The organism is Patescibacteria group bacterium (assembly GCA_034660655.1).
In the GTDB taxonomy this organism is placed as follows: Bacteria; Patescibacteriota; Patescibacteriia; order JAACEG01; family JAACEG01; genus JAACEG01.
This window is the reverse complement of sequence record JAYEJU010000026.1, coordinates 1-4,090: the sequence shown is the minus strand read 5'-3', so window position 1 is coordinate 4,090 and position 4,090 is coordinate 1. Positions and strand designations below refer to the sequence as shown.

At 31.6% G+C, this 4,090-nt stretch carries 5 protein-coding genes; all 5 read right to left on the bottom strand.

Annotated features, from left to right (window positions below):
- Nucleotides 1-210: 210 nt before the first annotated feature.
- On the bottom strand, nucleotides 211-966 hold the full coding sequence (locus U9O55_02130; protein MEA2088618.1) for a metal ABC transporter ATP-binding protein: 756 nt from the start codon (nucleotides 964-966) through the stop codon (nucleotides 211-213).
- Nucleotides 967-979: 13 nt separating this feature from the next.
- A complete protein-coding gene (locus U9O55_02125; protein MEA2088617.1) occupies nucleotides 980-1,825 on the bottom strand; it encodes a zinc ABC transporter substrate-binding protein in 846 nt (281 codons plus the stop codon).
- Entirely contained in the window at nucleotides 1,810-2,337 is a 528-nt protein-coding gene (locus U9O55_02120; GenBank protein MEA2088616.1) for an iron hydrogenase, read from the bottom strand. The genes U9O55_02125 and U9O55_02120 overlap by 16 nt, the downstream gene beginning before the upstream one ends.
- Before the next feature lie 3 nt (nucleotides 2,338-2,340).
- Nucleotides 2,341-2,790, bottom strand: coding sequence for a hypothetical protein (locus U9O55_02115; GenBank protein MEA2088615.1), 450 nt, complete (start codon nucleotides 2,788-2,790; stop codon nucleotides 2,341-2,343).
- Between the two features lie 115 nt (nucleotides 2,791-2,905).
- The coding region (locus U9O55_02110; protein ID MEA2088614.1) for a hypothetical protein at nucleotides 2,906-4,090 on the bottom strand (1,185 nt) is incomplete at its 5' end.

The window sequence follows — 4,090 nt, the reverse complement described above, 5'->3', positions numbered from 1 at the left end:
GGGTTGAAGATGTGTCGTTTGTAGTTGTGGTTGTTGATTTCTGCCCTCGCACCCTCCCCAAACCCCAAAACTCCCGTGGCTATAAATAATCCAAATACTGCCAGTGCGTATCCGAATGCTCCGAATAATACAAAGTTTGTTTTTTGTTTCTTTTTCATAAAAATATTTTTAATTTTATATAATATCAAAAATATAAAAACTCTTTTTGCTTTAATGTTTTTTTAAAACTCTATGCGGCAAACCATGGCCTAAAAGTTCAATATCGCATTTATAGGTTTTGTCTAACATTTCCGTTGTTATCTCGTCAGCGTCATGGCAATGAAGCTGTTTATTTAAACAAGCTATCCTGTTAACATTTTGAAATATAACTCCTATCTCATGCGAGACTATAATAATTGTTGTTTTTTTGTTAATCTCTTGCAATAAATTCCAAAAATCTTGTTCTGATTTTTCATCTATGCTTGCTGTTGGCTCGTCAAAAATAAACAGCTTTGGTTTCCTGATTAAAGCGCGGGCAATATAAACTCTTTGTCGTTGCCCGCCTGACAATTCGCCGATCTGCCTGTCTTTTAAATTCCACAAACTCACAAAATCCAATGCTTGTTTCGCTAATTTTAAATCTTTATCATTATATTTTTGAAATATTCTTTTTTCACTTAATATTCCTGTTAAAACAATTTCCAAAACGCTTATTGGGCAATCTAAATCTGTTTTCAAAAATTGCGGAACATAGCCGATCATATTTCTAGCGACTTTCGGATTTTTATCAAAAACTGTAATAGTTCCTTTGTCAGGATTTAAAAGCCCTAAAATTATCTTTAAAAGAGTTGTTTTTCCGCCTCCATTAGGACCGATAATTCCTAAAAAATCATTCTGAAAAACATTTAAATTAATATTTTCTAAAATATTAATTTCTTTTTTAAAAGCAAAAGATAGATTTTTAATTTTAATGATTGGTTTAGGCATTTTTGTAAAATTTTTACTTTTGTATTTCTTCTGCTATATTTCTTAAATTTTCAATATAATTTTCCGCTAAAGGATTAAGGGGAACAACTTTTCCGTTAATTTGTTTAGCGATTGATTCAGCGCTTTTTGCGCTAAATTGTTTTTGAACAAAAATTATTTTAATATTTTCTTTTTTTGCTTCATTAATAATATGAGCTAAATTTTTAGCGCCTGGCTCTTTACCGCCTATTTCAACGGCAATTTGTTCAAAGCCGTATTCTCGCGCTAAATATCCAAACGCTGGATGAAAAACTAAAATCTTTCTGCCTTGCATTTTTGAAAAAGCGTTTTTTAATTCAATATCTAAATTATCTAATCTTGCTAAATATTCTTTTTCATTATTTTTATAAAAAATTCTATTAGCAAAATCTGCTTTTATTAAAGCGTTGCAAATATTTTTTACTTGTATTTTTACCATTTTTGGCGACATCCAAATATGCGGATCATTTTCATAAATTTCAATGCCATTTGAAGAATCTATGACTTTCATTTTAAGATTTAATCTTTTTATTTTTTCCATCTGAATTTTTTCAAACGGAATATGCCCTACCCTGATATATAAATTCGCCAGACTTAATTTTTTTAATTGATTAGGGGACGGCTCATAAGTTGCTGGGCTAAAACCTGGCGGAATCATCGCGCATACATCAATTTTATCTTTGCCAATGTTTTTTACAAAATCAATCTGCGGCAAAATAGAAACCATAACATTTATTTTTTCTTTTTTGCTTGTTTCTATCTTCTGATTTTTGAAAATTAATATAAAAATTGACAAAATAAAAACAGAACAAAGCGTTAAAATAACTATTTTCTTTGCCATATTTTTAAACTTTTTAATATTAAAAAAGCGATTATTCCGCCTAAAATCGCCGTAGCAAGTTGCGTCCAGCCTAATATCTGTGAAATCTTTAAAGCCAGTTCTTTTTTAAAAATTAAATCCATTATTATTGAACAGCTGAAATATAAAAATAAAAATTTTGCTGTTGAAGCAATTAAAACAGCTGCCCAATATTTTTTTTCTAGCCAACTAAAAACCATTATCAAAATAGCGTTGGAAAGCATTATAAACGGAACCATTGGCGCCAACAAAGCTGGCAAAAGGCCAAAAGACAGGGCTATAACTGAGGGAATCATCCCAATCAGCAAAGCGCTGCTTCTGCCCAACAAAACAACTGATAAAAAAAGAATAGCATTAATCATTGGTCCTGTTATAAATTGTATATGAAAAAAGGCAGGTATTAAAATTGACAATCCAGCTAAAAATAAAAAATTAGCGATTATTTTAGCGTCTGCCACGGCTAAAATATTTGTTTTCACGATATTTCTAAGCATAAATTAAAATTTGATTAATTCTGTTTTGTTTTTTATCTCAGAATCCAAAAATTTTTTTGAATTTTGTTCAATTTCGCAGCCAACACATCCTATCAAAATTTTAGGCAACTGAGCGGCTAATAATAAACAAAAATTAGCTAACAAAATAACAATAAAAAACAGATTAAGAGCTGATTCTTTTCTCTTTTTAAATAATATTTCTCTTTTAGGCCTGAATTTATCAATTTTGATTTTAATAAAAACAAAAATAACTGTGACTATAATTCCTATTCCCAAAATATAAGATAAAAAACTGCTCATTAAAAACATAAATTCTCCAAAAGTATTTTCTTGGCAGCAAGGATCAAAATAGATTTTAATAAAAAGATTGTAAATAAATAGAGCAATAATAACACAGACAGTATAACAACCGAATTTTAATGCTCTAACATTCCCCTCTTTTAATAAATTCATAAAACTAAACAATTAAACACGATAACATTCAAACATTTCTTTTTTGCCCCCTATCAGGCATAAGGGAGCTATTGCACTTACAACCACGCGCCACAAGAATATGGAGTAAATATCCCTAACGAGTAGCGCCGGAATACGCGATTGCTCTTACAGTATCCCAATCTGTTGCTGAACTTGGATTATAGCCGTGAATATTTTTAAATATTTTTATACCTGCTTTTTCTGAATCCATATTTCTGTCTGCCGGCCTTAACCCATAAGTAATCACAGTCACGGCGGCATTATCATTTGGATTAGACATATCAGCGGATCTTAAATAAACTTTTTTAAATATTTCTTGTTCAGCCTTTTGTTCAGCAGATAAATTTCTTTCAGCAGGCCATCTGCCATTGCCTATTTTAATAATATCCTGCCAGTCAGATACTGTTTTCGGCATTTTATTAAATACTGAACTGTAAGAATTAACAACTCCTCCTAACTCGCCTGCACCTAATATTTTAGTAGTTTTACTCCCAGCGTAAATAAAATAAGCAATAGAATATTTGTCATTAGTTTGCAAATTGCTTGCGTATTTTTTTGTAATTCTATCATAAATTCCAGTATTGACATTGTTTAAATTGCTGGACTGATTATAATCATATATTATTTGCGCTTCGCTTTTGCTTACTATTTCAACAATTTCGCTTGATACTCCAGCTAAACTTGTTAAATAAGAATAATCAATACTTGATCCAAAAACCCTTATAATAATCAATGGCTTAGTATAATTTAATTTATTATCACAAGCTAAAATCGCGTAATAATATGTAATATCATCACTTGCGTCGTTATCAGTCCATGTTTCGCTATTTCCTTCATACATAATTTCTCCTTTGCTTTTAAGCTGATCAACTGACAAATTATTTTGAAGCACTTCTTTGCTTTTAATAATTAAAATTTTGTTAAAATCAGAATCATTTGGATTACTCCAAGTAATTTGCATTTTATCGTCATCTGAATCAACTGTTTCAATATCTGCTGGCTGGGCTGGAGGAGTAGTATCAATAGGAGGTGTTCCACCGCCTCCTCCTCCGCCGCCGCCTCCGCCACCTCCTCCGCCAGGATTATAAACACAGCTTTGAGAAAGTATTGGACTCCCGCCTGAACATCCACTTGGAGAGCTAGACACAACCGTTCTAGATTGCGTGCTGTTTGATTGACACGCGCTCCAACTAGAATATCCAAAACTGGTACAAGTTTCTTCTCCTCCGTCATAATTGCAACTCTGTTCTAAATCTGGAATAGTGCCTCCTGAACATCC

Excerpts from the sequence above, each read along its gene's own strand:
- U9O55_02115 (MEA2088615.1), bottom strand. The coding sequence starts at position 2,790 with ATGAATTTATTAAAAGAGGGGAATGTTAGAGCATTAAAATTCGGTTGT.
- U9O55_02125 (MEA2088617.1), bottom strand. The coding sequence starts at position 1,825 with ATGGCAAAGAAAATAGTTATTTTAACGCTTTGTTCTGTTTTTATTTTG.
- U9O55_02130 (MEA2088618.1), bottom strand. The coding sequence starts at position 966 with ATGCCTAAACCAATCATTAAAATTAAAAATCTATCTTTTGCTTTTAAA.
- U9O55_02120 (MEA2088616.1), bottom strand. The coding sequence starts at position 2,337 with ATGCTTAGAAATATCGTGAAAACAAATATTTTAGCCGTGGCAGACGCT.